This window comes from Yimella sp. cx-51 (assembly GCF_017654605.1).
Taxonomy (GTDB): domain Bacteria; phylum Actinomycetota; class Actinomycetes; order Actinomycetales; family Dermatophilaceae; genus Yimella.
The window spans coordinates 220,038-237,207 of sequence record NZ_CP072113.1 but is presented as its reverse complement, the minus strand read 5'-3'; the positions used below and the strand labels follow the sequence as shown (position 1 = coordinate 237,207).

Genomic DNA, 17,170 nt, shown 5'->3' with positions numbered 1-17,170 from the left:
TGTCCCTCTCTTCCGTTTGAACCCCGATCTTGGATGCACCTTCGCCGAAAAAACTTTTCGGGCCTGTTGTGGGCACTCAGCTCGTGCGTCGCCGAGGTGGGTGACCGCTGGCGATCGACACCCGGTTGAAGCTGTTGATGACCACGATGACCCACTCCAAGGCTGCGAGCGCTTCGGTGGAGAAACATGCGATGCGGCGGCCTGCGCCCGCGCGAGGTCGAGTTCGTGCGGGCAGGTCAGCGCCTCGGCGAGGGCGAGCGCACTCGCTCCTGCTCGGAGTAGATCTGCGCGTCACGCCAGGCGGGCAGCAGGTCGATCTTGAGTTCGTCGACACCGGCTGCGGGCAGCGCCGGCACGTGCACATTGAGGCAGGTCACGCATCCGTTGATCTGGGAGACACGGGTGTTGACCAGTTCGATGAGTGATTCGTCCAGACCTGCTGCCGACCAGGCTTCGCGGGTGGCCTTGGCGGCCGACACGAGCACGGAGTAGATCTCAGGGTGGGTCTTGTCGATGTAGGGACGCTCGGCGGAGCCACCCCGTGCCGGCTCGCTCATCAGCCTTGCTTCCGTGCTGCGAGTTCCTCCTGCACCCACGCGAAATCAGCGGGCCGGTTCTGGCGTAACGCCCCCTCGTACTCGTCGGCATTCTTGGTCAGCACGCCGCGCACCAACGGGCAGACGGGGAAGATGATCTTGCCGGCTTCGCGCGTGGCGGCGATGGCTTCGCGGACGAGAATGGTCGCCAGCCCGCGTCCGCCGAACTCCTCGTCGACCTCGGTGTGGAAGAAGACCCGCTCGGCCACTTCCTCGTGGTCGCGGTCGAGAAAGAGCGAGGTCGGGTTCGCGAGCATGCACACGAGATTGGGTTGCTGATGGTTCAGGTACTGCAAGCACGAAAAGTGCCGCTCGGCGGTCTGCGCGCGCTGGAGGTGCGCCGCACCCTCCCGCACAAGGAGCGCTCGCTCATCGGGGCCTGGTGCTTCGTCGACCACTACGGTCCCGAGCCGGTTCGTGATGCGAAGCGGGACGGCATGGACGTCCCGCCGCACCCGCACACCGGGCTGCAGACGGTGTCGTGGCTGTTCGACGGCACCATCGAGCACCGCGACTCAGGCGGCGTGCACGGCATGGTGCGTCCCGGCGAGATGAACCTCATGACCAGCGGCGACGGCATCGCCCACTCCGAGGTCTCCACTCCTGACACCTCTTCGCTGCACGGCGTCCAACTGTGGGTGGCGCTGCCGGATTCCGCGCGCAAGGTCGCCCGCGCCTTCGAGCATCACGCGCCTGACGAAGTGCCTTTGGACGGCTGCCAGGGCTCGGCGCTGGTCTTCCTGGGCGAACTCAAGGGCGTCGACACCTCCCCCGTCCGCACATACTCCCCGTTGCTCGGAGCAGAGCTGCGCCTGGACGCCGGCAGTGAGCTGAGGCTCGACGTCGATCCTTCCTTCGAGCACGCCCTGCTCGTGGATTCGGGCGATGTCACCTTCGAGGGAGAAACCCTCGAACGCGGCGATCTCGCCTGCGTCGACCCGGGACGCAACACCTTGACGATCACCATCGGCGAGATGCCGGCGCGGCGCCACGGATTACTAGGATTGCGGCATGAGTTCCGGTAGCGCCGTTGGGCTGGTCCTGCTTCTCGTGTTCCTTGTCATCGCCTTCGCGATGTTCATCTTCTGGATCCTGGCGCTCGTCGACCTGTTGAAGTACAACGAGCGGGAGTACCAGGCGGCCGGCTCGTCCAAGGTCGTATGGGTGCTCGTCGTCGTCCTCGTCGGCGGCATCGGCGCGATGATCTATTGGTTCACCATGCGCACCAAGCTGCGCGCGGTGCGCAACAGCGGCCAGCACCAAGCCCAGTTCCAGCCCTACCAGCACTGAGACAACGGCGCCCCGCTTCCGCGGGGCCCCATTTCAGCTGTAGCGGGCCGCAAGGGCGGAGGGCGTGGGATTCGAACCCACGAAGCCGGGGTTACCGACTTAGCGGTTTTCAAGACCGCCGCACTAGGCCACTATGCGAGCCCTCCTTGCCACGGCGAACCGCAGCCCGCCCATGGTAGGCGACGACGAGCAGTTCTCGAACCGTGTTGAGTTCGTTCAAGCCCACGGCTCCGCAGACCCCAGAGATCCGGAGCCGATCAGTATGGTCGTCCACTGAGACGAGAGGAGCCCCGATGGGCAAGATTTCTTTCCTCGCCGGGTTCGCGGCCGGGTACGTGGTCGGCGCGCGAGCGGGCGAAGAGCGCTATGAGCAGATCAAGCTGCAGGCCGGCAAGGCGTGGCAGCACCCCGCGGTGCAGCAGAAGAAGGACGAGGCAACCCAGACCTTGAAGGAGCGCGGCCCCGAGGTCGCGGCCGCTGCGGGCACTGCTGCGTTGAAGGGCGCCAGCACCGCTGCCAAGAGTGCGGTGGCCGCCGGTTACCAGGCAGCAACCAACAGTCACAAGGGTCCTGTGGTCGAGGGCTCGCTGGCGCACGGGAACGAGCAGACCGCTCCCGCGTCTGACACCGACAGCGGCTCCACCAAGAACGTCGAAGATCCGGACGCAGTTCAGACCAAGGCGGCCGACCCCGGCTTCGACGCCAACTGAGCGTGCCTCACGCGCGTTCCGGTTTGACCTGAGGCGCTCATCCCCTACGGTTGATTCAACGGCACACCCGCACAAATCCGCGGTTTTACGCGGTTCTTGTGATGGACTGCCAAGGCTGTGAGGTTCGACCGATCAGCTGACCAGTCAGATGGCGAAGCCCAGAGCCATCGTGATTCGCACAGACAGGAAATTTGATGAACAAGACTGACCTCGCCAGCACCATCGCCCAGCGCACCGGTGTCAGCGCCAAGGACGCCAACGCGGTCATCGGCGGTCTCAACGACGTCATCCTCGAGGCCGTCGGTCGCGGCGAGAAGATCCAGCTCCCGGGTCTGCTCACCATCGAGGTTGTCGACCGCGCTGCCCGCACCGGCCGCAACCCGCAGACCGGCGAAGAGATCCAGATCGCCGCGACGAAGGCCGCCAAGGTCACCGCTGGCAGCAAGCTGAAGGCTGCTGCCAAGGGCTGAGCTTCGGCCACAGAACTTCGAAAGGAGCCCGCACCACTTCGGTCGCGGGCTCCTTCTCGTTGTCGGGGTGGCTCGGAGCCGTCCCTGAATCAGATGTAGATGGCCGGATCGACGTAGTCGTCCCGCTCCACCGCCGGACGCGTGGGTCGCACCACGGCTGGCACACCAACCGCAGTCGATTGGGCCGGAACGTCCTTGACCACCACTGCGTTGGCGCCGACGGCTGAGCCCGCTCCAACGGTCACCGGGCCCAGGATGCGCGCACCTGCCCCGACAGTGACGCCGTCGCCGAGGGTGGGGTGGCGCTTCACCTTTGCCAGTGTCCGTCCGCCGAGGTTGACGCCGTTGTACATCATCACGTCATCACCGATCTCGGCCGTTTCGCCGATCACGACGCCCATGCCGTGGTCGATGAAGAAGCGCTTGCCGATCTGGGCGCCGGGGTGGATCTCTACTCCGGTCACGGCACGCGAGACCTGCGAGAGCATGCGCGCGGGCAGCTTCCAGCGTCCACCTCTGCGCCACATGGAATGGGAGACGCGGTGGGTCCAGATCGCGTGCAGACCAGGCGAGGCCAGCACCATCTCCAGGCGCGAGTCGACGGCCGGGTCACGCGCGATCGCGGAGTCGACGTCGTCCCGGGCCTGGTCGAGCGCCGAGCGCAGCGAGAAACTGCGACGGTTCACGCCACCGTCGGTCAGAACTGCCATCGCGCTACTTCCTTCTTCAGCCACGGGAATGACAACCGCCGTGGCGCCCGGGCGATTCCGAGCGCCGCGGCGGATGATCAGTCGAGGATGCCCTCGAACAGGATGGTCGACAGGTAACGCTCACCGAAGCTGGGGATGATGACGACGATCGTCTTGCCCTTGTTCTCCGGACGCGCGGCCACCTGGGCTGCCGCGGCGAGCGCCGCACCGGAGGAGATGCCGACCAACAGGCCCTCCTGCGTGGCTGCCTTGCGCGCCCACTCCACGGCGGAACCGGCGTTGATGTCGATGACTTCGTCGTACACCTCGGTGTCGAGGATCTCGGGGACGAAGTTGGCACCGATGCCCTGGATCTTGTGCGGGCCGGGCTGACCGCCGTTCAGGATCGGCGACTCCTCGGGCTCCACCGCGATGATCTGGACGTCCGGCTTGCGCTCCTTGAGCACCTGGCCGACACCGGTGATCGTGCCGCCCGTGCCGATGCCGGAGATGAGGATGTCGACGCCGCCGTCGGTGTCACGCCAGATCTCCTCAGCGGTGGTCTCGCGGTGCACCCTCGCGTTGGCCTCGTTGGCGAACTGGCGGGCCAGCACCCCACCGCGCTCGGCGACGATCTCGTTGGCCTTGTTGACGGCGCCCTTCATGCCCTCGGAGCCGGGGGTCAGGATGAGCTCAGCGCCGAACGCCTTCAGCAGGCTCTTGCGCTCGGTCGACATCGTCTCCGGCATGGCGAGGACGACCTTGTAGCCCTTGGCCGCGCCGACCATGGCCAGCGCGATCCCGGTGTTGCCGGACGTCGCTTCGACGATCGTCCCGCCCGGCTTGAGTTCGCCCGACTCCTCAGCCGCCTTGATGATCGCGGCGCCGATGCGGTCCTTGACCGAGGCGGCGGGATTGCTGAACTCCAGCTTCGCGGCGACGGTCACGTCGGGGGCGTCGATGATGCGGTTGATCTTGACCAGCGGTGTGTTGCCGATGGCCTCGGTGACGTCGTTCAGGATGGGCATGCGCGGTTCGCCTTCGTGTGTTCGGATGCTTACGGGCGATAACGCATAGCTTGTTATGCCCATTCCAACGTCAGGTTATACACCGGCGTCCTCCAGTCGCCACTTCGTGACACTTTCCGAGACGCCGAGGAATGAGCCGCGACGACGGGCCGGCACCCGTGTCGCAAACGAGACGGCGTCCGACGCACGTCCTGATCAACAACATGGAAGATTAACCCTGTCAGGGCAGGGTCAATCTTCCACCTTGTCAGCCACTGATTACTCAGCAGTAACCGTCGTTAGGATTGCGCCCATGACAGCGCTGCAGATCATCGCCGCCTTCCTGGCCCTCGCCATCAGCATCGTCGGCGTCGCACTATTGGTCCGCGCCAGCCGCCAACTGATCGCCACCTTCAAGGTCGGCCAGTCCGCCGACCGCGGCGACAACAAGGGCGCGCGCACGATGACGCTACTGCGCGAGGTGCTCGGCCACACCCGGATGTCGCGGTTGCCGGTGGTCGCGATCGCGCACTGGTTCACGATGGTGAGCTTCGGCGTCCTCTTCCTGACGCTGGTCAACGCCTACGGGCAGCTGTTCGACCCGACCTTTGCGTTGCCGCTCATCGGCCACTTCTTCCCCTACGAGTGGCTCACCGAACTGCTGGCCTGGACCGGCCTGTTCGGCATCAGCTACCTGATCTGGAACCGTCGCAAGCTGCACCCCGGACGATCCGCCGGTCCGGACGGTCGCAAGTCGCGCTTCTTCGGCTCCACCTTCTGGCAGGCCTACTACGTCGAGCTCACGATCCTCGGCGTCACGATGTGCATCCTGACGCTGCGCGCGCTGGAGTACGCGCAGATGAAGGTGACCGGCAACGACCACGCCAGCCTGCTGCACTTCCCGCTCACCGCCTGGATGGGCAACTGGTGGGCCAACATGGACAACGCGGGGCTCAAGCAGTTCATCGTCGTCATCGCCGCGCTGAAGATCATCATCTCGATGGCGTGGATGATCACGATCTCGCTCAACATCACCATGGGTGTCGCGTGGCACCGCTTCCTGGCCTTCTTCAACATCTTCTTCAAGCGCAACGCCGACGGTCGTACGGCCCTGGGCGCGCTGGAGCCGATGATCGTGAACGGCAAGCCGCTCACCCCTGAGTCGATGGAAGAGCTCGAAGGCGATGAGGTGCTCGGCGTCGGCAAGGTCGACGACTTCACCTGGAAGGGTCTGCTCGACTTCTCCACCTGCACCGAGTGCGGACGCTGCCAGAGCCAGTGCCCGGCCTGGAACACCGAGAAGCCGCTGTCGCCCAAGCTGCTCATGATGACGCTGCGTGACAACGCGCACGCCAACGCACCGTTCATGAAGGCGGCCGAGGCCGCGACGGCTGAGTCTGGCGAGTCTGTTCCGCTGATCGGCCAGACCGGCTACGACCTCGACCACCCGCTCACCGCGTACAACCCGCATGGTCCGGACGCCGTCATCGACGAGGATGTGCTGTGGAGTTGCACCACCTGTGGTGCGTGCGTCGAGCAGTGCCCGGTCGACATCGAGCACGTCGACCACATCGTCGACATGCGCCGCTACCAGACGCTCATCGAGTCGGCCTTCCCCAGTGAGCTCGGCGGACTCTTCAAGAACATGGAGAACAAGGGCAACCCGTGGGGCATGGCTCCGCGCGCCCGCCTCGACTGGGCCAAGGATCTCCCCTTCGAGGTCAAGGTCTACGGGCAGGACGTCGAGTCGCTGGCCGAGGTCGACTACCTGTTCTGGGTCGGTTGCGCCGGCGCCTACGAAGACCGCGCGAAGAAGACCACCCGCGCGGTGGCCGAACTGCTCGACCTCGCCGGGGTCAACTTCGCCGTGCTCGGCGATGGCGAGACCTGCACCGGCGACTCGGCTCGCCGGGCCGGCAACGAGATGCTTTTCCAGGCCTTGGCCCAGCAGAACGTCGAGACCCTCAACGAGGCAGGTGCCTCCAAGATCGTGGTCACCTGCGCGCACTGCTTCAACACCATCAAGAACGAGTACCCGCAGGTCGGCGGCAACTACGAGGTGGTGCACCACACCCAGCTGCTCAACCGCCTGGTGCGCGACAAGCTGCTGACCCCGGTGACCCGCCCGGGCGAGACGCCGACGTCCTCGGGCGCTGCATCCACCGGTCGCTCGGTGACCTACCACGACCCGTGCTACCTGGGCCGTCACAACAACGTGTACGCCCCGCCGCGCGAACTCATCGGTTCGCTGCCGGGAGTGGAGTACAAGGAGATGGAACGCAGCGGCATGACCTCCTTCTGCTGCGGCGCCGGTGGTGCCCGCATGTGGATGGAGGAGAAGCTGGGTTCGCGCATCAACCTGAACCGCACCCAGGAGGCCGTCGCGACAGGCGCCGACCGCATCGCCATCGGCTGCCCGTTCTGCCGCGTCATGCTCACCGACGGCCTGACCGCCGAGCAGTCCAACGGCAACGCCCGCGAGGACGTCGAGGTGGTCGATGTGGCCAACATGCTGCTGGCTGCAGTGAAGACGGCAGACTGAACCGAGCGCATCAGGAGGGCCACCGGTTTCGGTGGCCCTCCTTGTTCATCCACAGGTGCGACGTCGAGCACGGTTGTGCACAGGGCTTTCGGTGACCCTTCAGGACGACCGGCCGACTCCGTAGCTTCCTTGCCATGAGTGATGCCTCCGAGATCAGGGACGTGGCCCGCCGGGTGCGCGGCATCGCGGCCGATCTGCGCAGCACCACCCGCACGGTCGGCGGGGCGCACGGCGTGGCCTGGCAGAGCGTCGGCGCCGCTCAGTACCGAAAACGACTCAGCACCAACGCGGCCCGCATCAATGCCCTCGCCCGCGACGTCGACTCACTGGCCGCCTCGCTCGAGGCATACGCCCGCGCGGTCGAGCGGCGCACCTCGGTGCTCGGTAAGGCCATCACGGGCACCGTCGAAACGATGCGGGAACTGGTGTGAGCGGCGAGCCGGAGCGCACCGGCGGCTCACATTCCACGGTCGCCGATCTGGCCGACATGCACTCGACCGCCGGTGTGCTCGACCGCGCCGGCAACGACGTCCGCGGCGCTGGAGGAAGGCTGATCACAGCCCTGCTGCGCCTACCGGCCACGGCGGTACCGCTGGCTCCCTTGCGCGCTGCCGATATCGCCGCCGACGAATTCCGTCTCGTTCACGGGCTGCAGGGCCTGGCGGCGACCGGTCTCGACCTGGAGGTGATCGCGCGGTCACTGCGCTTCAGCGCATCGGCCTACGCAGGCGCCGACGCCACCGCCGATGCACTGATGCGATCAGTGCAGGTGGCCATTGCACTCCCCCGGATGACGGCTGCCCTGTGCTCCGCCGCCGCTTGGTCTGCTGCCGCGACAGTGCCGTTGCCGTCGCAGTACGACTGGGCACGCGATGCCGCTATGCCTGAGCGCATCCGCGACAAGTCGCCCGATCAAGCCTTCGTGGCACACCTCAAGCATCGCCTCATCGCCTCACCCGGCCTCACCGAGGACGCGCTCATCACCGTCCGCCTGCTCGCGGGTGACTCTCTCGCCGAGGTCATGGCACCGGGCACGCTGGAGAGAAGGGCAGCAGGGACGACCGCCACGGCTCGCGTACTGCGCCTCCTGCGAGACGACCACCCGCTGACGGTGCGCACGGCGCCGCCGATCCCTCACTCCCAACGTCCACCGCGCGATGTCGGGGACGTCTTCGACAGCGTGGGCAGTATCGAGAGCGAGAAGGCGAGCGCCGGCAACACCGCCTCCCGCATCCGGGTGCGCCATGTGACGTCGGCGTCCGGTGAGGGTGCGTGGATCGTGGAGGTGCCCGGCACCCAGGATTGGTCGGCTACGCAGCCCTCCAATCCCAGTGATGCCGCTGCCAACCTCGCTGCCGTCGCAGGGCTGCCCAGCACGCTCTACCCGGCGATCGAGAAGGCGCTCCAAACCTCGATGGCCAAGGCGGGGGTGAAGCCGGGCAGCGAGCCGGTGATGCTGGCCGGTCACAGCCAGGGCGGCATCGTGGCCACCCGGTTGGCGCAGGATCGCCGTTTCCGCACGACCTTCCGCGTCACCCATGTCGCGACCGCCGGTTCACCGGTCTCCCACATCCGCGTGCCGGCGTCGGTGCAGACCCTCGACCTCGCTCACAAGGCCGACCCGGTGCCGCGCCTCGACCACCAGAAGCCGCCGGACGTCCGCCATCGGTATGGCATCACCGGCGACCCGGTGGCCAGGCCGGAAGACAAGACCGACCCGATCGCGGTGCACGGCGCCGATCGCTACGCCGAATCGGCCCGCATTTGGGCTCCCGCCCACAGCACCGACCCCGACGTCCGCGCCTTCTACGACAGCGCGTTCTTCGGTGGCGACACCGGCACGGTGGACGACTACCACCTGCAGCGCAAGCCGCCCGATGTGGTCGCCAAGGTGCCGAACCGATGACGGCTGCACGGGCGACGCCTGCTCGGGAAATCACCGACGGGCCGGCGTCGCACTCGGCGACACCGACCCGTCGGTCGATCAAGTCAGTCAGTCTCAGGTGAGGCGACGCCCCAGCACGAAGGCCAGACCAGCGAACAGCGACAGCGCTGCCCCGCCGCCGAGCAGCAGACGGCCGTTGTCGTTCGACGGCGGCTGACCACCGTCAGTGACGACCGGCGGGCCGGTGACGGTGCCGGTGGGCTTCGTCGTCGGCGTCGTGGTCGACGTGGTCGTCGGCTTGGTGGTCGTGCTCGTGGTCGGAGTGCTCGTTGGCTCGACGGTGGCGGTCGGAGGAGCCGTGGGCGTGCAGCTGCCGGTGGTGTCGCTCGGCACGAACGGGTCCTTCGACACGAGCGTCCTCTTGTTCTCCGTGTCGACCAGGTAGATGCCGACGCCCGTCCGTCCGGTGGCGTAGAGGCCGGAGAACTCCATCACCACGGTCGGCTTGACGGTCTGACCGACAGTCACCCACAGGTCGTACGACGCCTTCATGACGCCGTCGTCCCAGAGCTGGTACTGCACGTGGTCCTTGCCGCCCTTGTCGTTCGTCACACCGCGAACGCTGGCGGTCACCTTGGCCGTGGTCTTCTGGCAGTCCTTGCTCACCACCTGAGTGGCCGACACCAACGGCGTGCCGACGACAGTCGCTGCGCTGGCAGCCCCCATGCCGACACCGACAAGGCCCGCCGACAATGCGCCGACGGAGGCCAAACGAGTAACTTTCCGCATCACAAATCCCCAACTGCTGCGAATGAACGACCCGGGTCCCCGCCCGGATCCTCATCCAAGCTAGCCGTCAAACGGGAACAATGGCAGACCTGCAGGCGTTTATTTTCAACCCGGCGGTAACTTCGGGCGGCCGGAAGGCACCCGAATCAGGTCTGCGCGCCCTCGAACTGCGAGGTGTAGAGGTCGCGATAGACACCGCCGCGTGCCAAGAGCTCGTCGTGGTTGCTCTGTTCGACGATGCGCCCGGCGTCCATCACCAGGATCAGGTCGGCGTCGCGGATCGTCGAGAGCCGGTGTGCGATCACGAAGCTGGTGCGACCAGCCCGCAACGCAGCCATCGCCTGCTGCACCAGCACCTCGGTGCGGGTGTCGACCGAGGAGGTCGCCTCGTCGAGGATCAGCAGCGCGGGATCAGCGACAAAGGCGCGTGCGATAGTGATGAGCTGACGCTCGCCGACCGAGACGCTGCCGCCGTCCTCCTCGATCACGGTGTCGTAGCCGTCGGGCAAGGAGTGTACGAAGCGGTCGACATAGGTGGCCCGAGCCGCAGCGGTGACCTCCTCCTCCGTGGCGTCGAGGTTGCCGTAGGCGATGTTGGCGCCGATCGTGCCGTGGAAGAGCCAGGTGTCCTGCAGCACCATGCCGATCCGGGAGCGAAGTTCGGCGCGAGGCACCTCGCGAATATCCATGCCGTCCAACAAAATCCGGCCCGAGTCGACGTCGTAGAAACGCATCAGCAGGTTGACCAAGGTGGTCTTGCCCGCCCCGGTCGGCCCGACGATCGCGACGGTCTGGCCCGGCTGCACCGTGAGGTCGAGGTGTTCGATGAGCGGCTCGTCACCGTAGGAGAAGCTGACGTCCTGGAAGGTCACGGCGCCCGGACCAGTGGACAGGGCGCCTTCGCCGTCGGGCGACTCCGTGGGTGCGTCGAGCACCTCGAAGACCCGCTCGGCGCTGGCCACACCCGACTGCAAGAGGTTGACCATCGAGGCCAACTGCGTGAGCGGTTGAGTGAACTGCCGGGAGTACTGCACGAAGGCCGTCACCTGGCCGAGCGACATACCACCGTTCGCCACCTGGACGCCGCCGATGACGCACACGATGACGTACTGCAGGTTGCCGACGAACATCATGATCGGCATCACCAGCCCACTGATGAACTGCGCTTTCCAGCTCACCTGGGTCAGCTCGTCGTTGGCCTCGGCGAACCTCGCCTGGGTCTGCGGACCCCGACCGAACACCTTCACCAGCTCGTGCGCCGAGTAGGTCTCCTCGATCTGTGCGTTGAGTTCGCCGGTGCGCTTCCATTGGTCGACGAAGAGCCCCTGCGAGCGTTTCATCACCCGACCGGTCACCGCGAGCACGACGGGGATGGCGAGCAGTGCCACCAGCGTCAGCCACCAGGAGATCGACAGCATCATCACCAGCACGCCGATGACGGTGAGCCCGTTGACCAGCAGTTGGCTGATGGTCTGTTGCATCGACTGGCCGACGTTGTCGATGTCATTCGTCACCCGCGAGAGCAGTTCACCGCGCGGCTGACCGTCGAGATAGGCCAGCGGCAACCGGTTGATCTTCTGCTCCACCTCGTCGCGCAGCCGCTGCACGGTGCGCTGCACGATGCGGGCCAGGATGAAACCCTGCACGAGCTGGGCCAGCGCCGAACCGGCGTAGAGCGCGATGACGATGAGCAGGATGCGACCGACCCCGTCGAAGTCGATCGGCCGCTGCGCGAGTACGCCGTCGAAGATCTTGTCGACGGCCCCGCCCAGGACGCGCGGCGCAACGACCGACAGTGCGACCGACACCACCGTGAGCGCGAGGACGAGCACCAGTGCGGCCCGGAAGGGTCGTAGCCGGCCGAGCAACCGGCGTCCAGAGCCCTTGAAGTCCATCGTCTTCTCCGCCGCACCGATGCCCATGCCGGGGCCGTGCTGGCGGCGCATCGGGCCACGGGCCTGCGCGCTCATGCCACACCCTCCATCTGCTGGGAGGCGACGATCTCCTGGTACTCCTGGCAGGTGCGAAGCAGTTCGTCATGGGTGCCGAGTCCGACGATCCGGCCGTCCTCGAGCACCACGATCTGGTCAGCGTCGCGGATCGTCGAAACCCGTTGCGCCACCACGAAAACCGTGGCATCGGCGACGTGCGGCGCGAGCGCGGTGCGCAGCGCCCGGTCGGTGCGCAGATCGAGCGCGGAGAAGCTGTCATCGAAGAGGTAGATGGTGGCGCGGCTGACCAGGGCTCGCGCGATGCACAGTCGCTGGCGCTGACCGCCGGAGAAGTTGGTGCCGCCCTGGCTGACCTCGGCGTCCAGCCCGCCCTCCAATGCCTCGACGAAGTCGGCGGCTTGCGCAATGCGCAACGCCTCCCAGAGTTGCTCGTCAGTCGCGTCCGGATCGCCATATCGCAGGTTGGAGGCGATCGTGCCTGTGAACAGATACGACTTCTGCGGCACGATGCCGATGCGTCCCCACAGCAGCTGCGGCTCGAGGTCGCGCACGTCCACCCCGTCGACCAGCACCCGGCCGGACGTGGCGTCGAAGAGTCGGGCGATCAGCGACAGCAGAGTCGACTTGCCGGAGCCGGTCGCACCGATGACGGCAACGGTCTGACCGGGGCGCGCCTGCAACGAGATGCCTTGCAGCACAGGCACGTCGGCGCCCGGGTAACACATCGAGACATCTTCGAGGTCGACCCATCCGCGGATCTGCTCGGGCCGGCGCGGGTCGGCAGGTGGCTCGACCGACGGCCCGGTGGAGAGCACCTCGCTGATGCGTTCGGCGGAGACCGCGGCGCGCGGAATCATCATCACCATGAAGGTGGCCATCATGACCGCCATGAGGATCTGCATCAGGTAGGTCATGTAGGCGGTCACCGCACCGATCTGCAGGGTGCCCTCCTGCACCTGGTGGCCACCGAACCACCAGACGGCGGTGGTCGAGAGGTTCATGACCATGAACACGATCGGGAAGAGCGACATCATCAGTCGAGCGGTGTGCACCAGCATGTCGCTGAGGTCTCGGTTGGCCTTCTCGAACCGCTGTTGCTCGTAGGGCTCACGGGTGAACGCCCGCACCACGCGGACGCCGGAGAGGTGCTCACGCAGGATGCGGTTGACCTCGTCCAGCCGGGTCTGGACGGCGCGGAAGCCCGGCACGAGCCGCCGCACGATCAGGCCGATCGCCACGCCCAGGACGATCACCGAGACGACGATCAACCACGAAAGTGACACCGATTCGCGCAGCGCCATGATCACGCCACCGATCATCATGATCGGAGCCATCACCATGAGCACCGCCGACATCAGCACCAGCATCTGCACCTGCTGGACGTCGTTGGTGGTGCGGGTGATGAGTGAAGGCGCTCCGAACTGGCCGACCTCGCGGGCCGAGAAGCGTCCGACCTGGGCGAACAGGCCAGCTCGGGTGTCGCGTCCGAAGTACATCGCGAGCTTCGCGGCCACGAAGGCTGCGCCCACGGCAGCGAGCACCTGCAGAAAAGAGACCAGCAACATCCAGCCACCGGTGCGCCAGATGTAGCCGATGTCGCCGGTGGTGACGCCGCGGTCGATGAGGCTGGCGTTGAGCGAAGGGAGGTAGAGCGAGGTGATGACGCTGCACAGTTGCAGCACCACCAAGGCAGCGGTCAGCTGCGGATACCGCCGCAGATGGCTGACGATGAGTCGGGTGAGCACCCGCTCACTGTGTCAGGCCAAGCCCTCGCTGCGCAGGAAGGTTGACGCAACAGACTTCGCGTCCTTCTTGTCGACCACCACTTCCTTGAGCATCTCGGCCAACTTCGGGGTGGTGAGCTTGGCCGAGACCGCGTTGAGCGTCACTTGCACCTTGGGGGTGGCAGCCGATCGCGCCACCAGCGGCACCACCTGGTCGGAGCCGAACAAGAACTTGTCGTCCTTGAGGGTGACGAACTTGTTGACGGTGATCGCCGGGTCGGTGGAGAAGATGTTGGCCGCTTGTGCCTGACCGTTCTTCAACGCGTCGACGATGGCTGGAGTGGAGTCGAGCGCACGGAACGACTTGGGCGTGAAGTTGTAGGTCTTCTTCAGCCCGGGCAGCCCCTGGGCGCGCCCCTGGAACTCCGACGGCGCGGCGATCGTCACGTTCTGGGCCTGCTTGGCCAGGTCGGAGATCGTCTTCAGCTTCCACTTGTCCGCGGTCGCTTTGGTGACCACGAGCGCGTTGGAGTCTTCGGCCACGGACGGGCGCAGCGCCAATTGCGAACAGGGCAGCGTGGTCAGCAGCGCCGCGTAGACCTCGTCCGGTTGTTTCACCGTCGCCGTCTTGTCGAGGTAGTTGAGCAACGAGCCGGTGTACTCGGGCACGATCTGCACCGAGCCGTCCTGAATCGCCTTGAGGTAGGCCTCCCGGGCGCCAATAGGGTCGGTGGTACTCACCTTGATGCCCTTGGCGCGCAGGGCGCCGGCGTAGATCTCGGCGAGCAAGCCGGACTCCGGGAAGTTGGCCGAGCCGATCTTGATCGCACCTTCCTTGGGCTTGTCGGTGGAGCAGGCTCCGCCGTCGCCACCCTGCTGCAGCGGATCGTTGGACAGGCCGCAACCGGCCAACGTCATCGCCAGCGCTGCCACCACGGCGGTGCGTCGCGCAACGGTGTGTTTCATCGGGCACTCCCTGTGGCTTGCAGAACCTTGCGTTGGGTACGCGCCGAACGTCGGGTGCGACCGGTGAGACCCGGCGAGACGACCCGGCGTTGCACGAGCGCGAAGATCAGATCGATGAGTAGTGCGAGTGCGGCCACCAGCAACGAACCGCCGACCATCACCTCGTACTGCTGCTGCGCGAGGCCGTCGATGAGGTAGCGGCCGAGCCCGCCCAGGCCCACCGACGCGGCGATCGTCGCCGTGGCGATCACCTGCAGCGTCGCGCTGCGGACGCCGGAGAAGATCAGCGGCAGCGCGTTGGGCAGTTCGACCCGGGAGAACACCTGGCCGCCGGTCATTCCCATGCCCTTTGCTGCGTCCCGGGCCGCGGGGTCGACCTCGCTCACCCCGGCGTGTGCACCGGCCAGGATCGGTGGAATCGCCAGCAGCACCAACACGAAGATGGACGGCGCGGTGAACGCGAGGTCACCCGACAGTCGGGGCGCAGCCCACGCCGCGGCGACGAAGAGCAGACCGAGTGAGGGGATGGCGCGGGCGGCGTTGGCGGCCGCGATGAGCCACTTCATCCGTCCGGTGTGCGCGATCCACGTGCCGAGCGGAATGCCGATGGCGGCAGCGATGAGCACGGTAATGAGGCTGTAGACGACGTGCTCCTGCAGCCGGTTGAGGATGCCGGTCTCACCTGCCCAGGTGGCGCCGTCGGTGAACCACTGCCAGACCTTCTGCGGAATCACTTGGTCACCACCTTGCGCCACGGCGTGAGCATTCGGGCGACCATCTGGATCACCAGGTCGAAGATCAACGCCAGCACCAGACACGCAACGATGCCCACCCAGATCTCGGTGGAGTAGTCGAGCTGCCGGCCGTGCGTCAGGTAGTAGCCCAGCTGCGAGACACCGATCAGCGAGGCGACGCTCACGATGCTGACATTGCTCACGGCTGCCACGCGCAGACCGGACGCGATCACCGGCACCGCCAGCGGAAGCTGCACCTTCAGCAGCCGCTGCAGCGGCTTCATGCCCATGGCGGTGGCCGAGGCGGTGACGCTGCTCGGCACGGCGTCCAGCCCGTCAGCGACAGTGCGCACCAGGAGCGCGAGGGTGTAGACCGTCATCGCGGCGATGACATTCCAGGGCGAGAGGATGCCGGTGCCGAGGAAGAGCGGCATGATGATGAAGAGCGCCAGCGACGGGATCGTGTAGAGCAGCCCCGATCCGGCCACCATCACATTGCGCCAGCGCGGACGGCTGACCGCGAGCCACCCCAGCGGCAACGCGAGCACCAGGCCGAAGATCAACGGCAACCCCGCGAGGAGCGTGTGCTGCCACGCCCGCTGGAGGATGTCGGACCAATTGTCCTGGACGAAGTTCACGAATCGCCTTCTGGTGCAACATCTTCGGGGTCGACCTCGACCCGGTCGGTGCTTTCGATCGCGCGCAGCACATCGGGCGCGCGCACCGTGCCGAGCAGAAGGCCGTCGTCATCGACGATCACTCCGCGCCGACTGGGTGAGGAGAGCGCGGCGTCCAGGCTGGCACGCAGCGGCCCACGCAACTTCGCGACGGTGCCACCGCGATGCAGCATGGACGACTCGATGGGCGCCTCCACCCGCTTGGGCTCCACCCAACCTGCCGGACGTCCCTCGTCCAGCACCAGCAGCCACCGGTCGCTGGTGGCGCTGCGCACTTCGTCGACGCCGGCGCCGAGCTCAACGGTGGGCTCCTTGGCCAGCGGGAACTTCGGCGACTCCTGGAACGACAACGCCCGGTAGCCGCGATCGCGACCCACGAACCCTGCCACGAAGTCGTCGATCGGGTGGGCCAGCAGGTATTCGGGCGTCGCCACCTGCGCGAGGTGACCACCGACCCGCATCACGGCCACCTGGTTGCCGAGCTTCATCGCCTCATCGATGTCGTGGGTGACGAAGACGATCGTCTTGCCGAGTTCGTCCTGGATCTTCAGGAACTCGTCCTGCAACTGGTCGCGCACCATCGGGTCGACGGCGCTGAAGGGTTCGTCCATCAGCATGACCGGCGGATCGGCAGCCAGCGCGCGGGCCACGCCGACCCGCTGCTGCTGCCCACCAGAGAGCTGCGCCGGGTAGCGGTCGAGGTACTTCTCCGGCAGTCCGACGAGGTCGAGCACTTCGCGGCTGCGCTCGGCGATGCGCCTCTTGTCCCAGCCGAGCAGTTTGGGAACGGTGCCGACGTTCTCCACCACCGTCTGGTGCGGGAAGAGTCCGCCGTGCTGGATGACGTAGCCGATGCCGCGGCGCAACTCCGGAGCCGAGATGTCGTCGATGTTCTTGTCATCGATCGTGATCGTGCCGGAGGTGAGCTCGATCATCCGGTTGATCATGCGCAGCGTGGTGGTCTTGCCGCAGCCGGAAGGACCCACCAAACAGGTGATCTGGCCGGTAGGGCACTCAAGGTTGAGGTGATCGACCGCGATGGTCTCGCCATAAGACTTCACGACCTCGTCGAATCGGATCATTTGATCAACGTACGCGCTGACACCGACGACCGGCCGCCTACGCGACGCCGACTTCGA

General features: G+C 66.4%; 18 protein-coding genes and 1 tRNA gene. 7 read left to right on the top strand and 12 right to left on the bottom strand.

The annotated features are described in order from the left end of the window. Positions 1–236: 236 nt before the first annotated feature. Complete coding sequence (locus J5M86_RS01130; protein WP_244328408.1) at positions 237–557, bottom strand: carboxymuconolactone decarboxylase family protein; 321 nt, start codon at positions 555–557, stop codon at positions 237–239. Next, positions 557–853, bottom strand: a complete 297-nt coding sequence (locus J5M86_RS01125) for a GNAT family N-acetyltransferase (RefSeq protein WP_188059891.1) — start codon at positions 851–853, stop codon at positions 557–559. Before J5M86_RS01125 ends, J5M86_RS01130 begins: the two co-directional genes overlap by 1 nt. A gap of 21 nt (positions 854–874) precedes the next feature. Between J5M86_RS01125 and J5M86_RS01120 the strand changes: the two genes are divergently transcribed. Further along, a complete protein-coding gene (locus tag J5M86_RS01120) occupies positions 875–1,621 on the top strand; it encodes a pirin family protein (RefSeq protein ID WP_188059892.1) in 747 nt (248 codons plus the stop codon). After that, on the top strand, positions 1,608–1,886 hold the full coding sequence (locus tag J5M86_RS01115; protein ID WP_188059893.1) for a PLDc N-terminal domain-containing protein: 279 nt from the start codon (positions 1,608–1,610) through the stop codon (positions 1,884–1,886). The genes J5M86_RS01120 and J5M86_RS01115 overlap by 14 nt, the downstream gene beginning before the upstream one ends. A 56-nt stretch (positions 1,887–1,942) precedes the next feature. Here the strand turns inward: J5M86_RS01115 and J5M86_RS01110 are convergent. After that, positions 1,943–2,032: transfer RNA gene (locus tag J5M86_RS01110), tRNA-Ser, on the bottom strand. A gap of 147 nt (positions 2,033–2,179) precedes the next feature. Between J5M86_RS01110 and J5M86_RS01105 the strand changes: the two genes are divergently transcribed. Beyond that, positions 2,180–2,596 (top strand): hypothetical protein, encoded by a 417-nt coding sequence (locus J5M86_RS01105; RefSeq protein ID WP_188059894.1) that lies wholly within the window; start codon positions 2,180–2,182, stop codon positions 2,594–2,596. Positions 2,597–2,790: 194 nt separating this feature from the next. Continuing rightward, positions 2,791–3,066: an HU family DNA-binding protein gene (locus J5M86_RS01100; RefSeq protein ID WP_188059895.1), complete on the top strand. Its 276-nt coding sequence runs from the start codon at positions 2,791–2,793 to the stop codon at positions 3,064–3,066. An 89-nt stretch (positions 3,067–3,155) separates the two neighbouring features. On the opposite strand, the gene epsC is transcribed toward J5M86_RS01100, so the two are convergent. Next, positions 3,156–3,776 (bottom strand): serine O-acetyltransferase EpsC, encoded by a 621-nt coding sequence (gene epsC / locus J5M86_RS01095; protein ID WP_188059896.1) that lies wholly within the window; start codon positions 3,774–3,776, stop codon positions 3,156–3,158. A 77-nt stretch (positions 3,777–3,853) separates the two neighbouring features. Then, positions 3,854–4,783, bottom strand: a complete 930-nt coding sequence (gene cysK / locus J5M86_RS01090) for a cysteine synthase A (RefSeq protein ID WP_188059897.1) — start codon at positions 4,781–4,783, stop codon at positions 3,854–3,856. Between the two features lie 292 nt (positions 4,784–5,075). Between cysK and J5M86_RS01085 the strand changes: the two genes are divergently transcribed. The 3 genes from J5M86_RS01085 to J5M86_RS01075 all read left to right on the top strand — a co-directional run bounded on the left by J5M86_RS01085 (position 5,076) and on the right by J5M86_RS01075 (position 9,210). Continuing rightward, positions 5,076–7,304, top strand: coding sequence for a (Fe-S)-binding protein (locus J5M86_RS01085; RefSeq protein ID WP_188059898.1), 2,229 nt, complete (start codon positions 5,076–5,078; stop codon positions 7,302–7,304). A gap of 134 nt (positions 7,305–7,438) precedes the next feature. Continuing rightward, positions 7,439–7,735, top strand: a complete 297-nt coding sequence (locus J5M86_RS01080; protein WP_188059899.1) for a hypothetical protein — start codon at positions 7,439–7,441, stop codon at positions 7,733–7,735. Continuing rightward, positions 7,732–9,210, top strand: a complete 1,479-nt coding sequence (locus tag J5M86_RS01075) for an alpha/beta fold hydrolase (protein WP_188059900.1) — start codon at positions 7,732–7,734, stop codon at positions 9,208–9,210. Before J5M86_RS01080 ends, J5M86_RS01075 begins: the two co-directional genes overlap by 4 nt. A gap of 93 nt (positions 9,211–9,303) precedes the next feature. Here J5M86_RS01075 and J5M86_RS01070 read toward each other — a convergent pair whose 3' ends face one another. From J5M86_RS01070 to J5M86_RS01040, 7 genes are all read right to left on the bottom strand, one after another. Beyond that, the gene (locus J5M86_RS01070) at positions 9,304–9,915 is read right to left on the bottom strand and encodes a hypothetical protein (RefSeq protein WP_188059901.1); all 612 of its coding nucleotides are present in this window, start codon (positions 9,913–9,915) and stop codon (positions 9,304–9,306) included. 209 nt (positions 9,916–10,124) lie between these two features. Beyond that, positions 10,125–11,948, bottom strand: a complete 1,824-nt coding sequence (locus tag J5M86_RS01065; RefSeq protein ID WP_370587318.1) for an ABC transporter ATP-binding protein — start codon at positions 11,946–11,948, stop codon at positions 10,125–10,127. After that, a complete protein-coding gene (locus tag J5M86_RS01060; RefSeq protein ID WP_188059902.1) occupies positions 11,945–13,675 on the bottom strand; it encodes an ABC transporter ATP-binding protein in 1,731 nt (576 codons plus the stop codon). Before J5M86_RS01060 ends, J5M86_RS01065 begins: the two co-directional genes overlap by 4 nt. Positions 13,676–13,687: 12 nt before the next feature. Continuing rightward, a complete protein-coding gene (locus J5M86_RS01055; protein WP_188059903.1) occupies positions 13,688–14,620 on the bottom strand; it encodes an ABC transporter substrate-binding protein in 933 nt (310 codons plus the stop codon). Next, a complete protein-coding gene (locus J5M86_RS01050) occupies positions 14,617–15,354 on the bottom strand; it encodes an ABC transporter permease (protein ID WP_370587319.1) in 738 nt (245 codons plus the stop codon). Before J5M86_RS01050 ends, J5M86_RS01055 begins: the two co-directional genes overlap by 4 nt. Beyond that, positions 15,351–15,992, bottom strand: a complete 642-nt coding sequence (locus J5M86_RS01045) for an ABC transporter permease (protein ID WP_188059904.1) — start codon at positions 15,990–15,992, stop codon at positions 15,351–15,353. The genes J5M86_RS01050 and J5M86_RS01045 overlap by 4 nt, the downstream gene beginning before the upstream one ends. Continuing rightward, positions 15,989–17,113: an ABC transporter ATP-binding protein gene (locus J5M86_RS01040; protein ID WP_188059905.1), complete on the bottom strand. Its 1,125-nt coding sequence runs from the start codon at positions 17,111–17,113 to the stop codon at positions 15,989–15,991. Before J5M86_RS01040 ends, J5M86_RS01045 begins: the two co-directional genes overlap by 4 nt. Positions 17,114–17,170 lie beyond the last annotated feature (57 nt).